The sequence below is a fragment of the Actinopolymorpha sp. B11F2 genome, from assembly GCF_040195635.1.
Classification (GTDB): Bacteria; Actinomycetota; Actinomycetes; order Propionibacteriales; family Actinopolymorphaceae; genus Thermasporomyces.
Map to the genome: position 1 here is coordinate 1 of NZ_JBEFTX010000063.1, position 994 is coordinate 994.

Below are 994 nucleotides of genomic sequence, written 5' to 3' on the forward strand. Positions count from 1 at the left end.
ATCTGTACCAGCCGCTCAGCCTCCTGCGGCTCCAACTCCCGAACGAACACCTCAGGCCGACGTGCCATCACTCACCTCCAGGCACAGCCTGCCATTACAACGCCAACGTTCCTTGATGAGGCACTAGGCTGCTGTTCCACGTCGATAGCGGCAGCACACCACCGCCGCTGAACGACCGCCGCCGGTTGGCCGATCAGGTGGACCTGGCACGGGCAATCACGGTCGAGATGTCTGGTGACCTGCATGCGTCGGCTCGGATGTATCAGAGCCTCGCCGAGGATCGAAGGCTTCGCGACTACGAACGTGCACAGGCGCGCCTGTGGATCGGTACCGCTCTCACCAAGGCTGGCGACATCGCTTCAGCCGTCGCTGAGATCGATCAGGCGAGCCGCATGTTCGAAGAGCATGGGGAGGCAGACGACTGGGGTGTCGCACACCAGAAGCGGGCCCTTGCTCACCTGGCTGCCGCCGACCTCGCAGGCGCTACCCGATCCATCGAACCTACAGGTGTTACGCAACAGGGTTCCTCACGTCTGTGTCGTCTGTGTCGTCGTCTTCGTCGGGGAGTTCCGCGCAGTCGGGGCACAGGATTGCGTCGGGCAGCAGCTCCCAGCCGCGCTCCCGTACCGCCCACGCGCAGATGGCATCGCGGCCTTGGAGGCGGATCACCGGAGGGAGCTCGTCCTCGGTGTACCAGCCACACTCGTCGCAGTACAGCTGCACCGTTCGGTCACGCGGGCGTCGTGTGGTCACGCTGGTATCGCAAGCGGCGTCGAGATTGGGATGAGAGCCAGGTTGAGGATGTGGGCCACGGGTCAACTCCGGGTGTCCTTGAGGTGCGTACAGGGCGGCCTGAAGCAGTTCTGCGGGTCAAGTCCATTGGTGTGGTGTATCGGTCGTGTCGCGTGATCCGTTGGTTGGTTAGGCGCTGAGCGCCGGGATGGTGTTGTCGTTCACCTCCTCGGTGGTCGGGTTGGGGGCGCGTCGGGCTTTG

General features: G+C 64.1%; 1 protein-coding gene. It reads right to left on the reverse strand.

Translation table 11 applies throughout. From position 1 onward, the window contains the following. Window positions 1–510: 510 nt before the first annotated feature. Window positions 511–753 (reverse strand): hypothetical protein, encoded by a 243-nt coding sequence (locus tag ABN034_RS34225; protein WP_349695108.1) that lies wholly within the window; start codon window positions 751–753, stop codon window positions 511–513. Window positions 754–994: the final 241 nt, after the last annotated feature.